This window comes from Niastella populi (assembly GCF_002078015.1).
GTDB classification, from domain to species: domain Bacteria; phylum Bacteroidota; class Bacteroidia; order Chitinophagales; family Chitinophagaceae; genus Niastella; species Niastella populi.
Genome location: NZ_LWBP01000099.1, coordinates 1 through 224, shown reverse-complemented (window position 1 = coordinate 224; position 224 = coordinate 1). Strand labels below are relative to the sequence as shown.

Genomic DNA, 224 nt, shown 5'->3' with positions numbered 1-224 from the left:
TGGCGAAGTGGTGTCAGGCCGTCCGGCGGACTTGCCTGGAGTTGAAGACATGGTCGGGTTGTTTATCAATACTATTCCGGTAAGAGTAAAGTATGAAGCAGATGATACGCCTGCTAAACTATTAAAATCACTGCAGGAACAATCGATACAGAGTACATCCCATCATTATATGAATCTGTCAGAAGTTCAGTCTCAGAGTGAACCGGGCATGGCGCTGATGGATC

1 protein-coding gene is annotated in these 224 nt (G+C 46.4%); it reads left to right on the top strand.

Going from position 1 to position 224, the window contains the following annotated elements:
• On the top strand, positions 1-224 hold a 224-nt coding region (locus A4R26_RS10035), incomplete at both ends, for a condensation domain-containing protein (protein ID WP_133054615.1).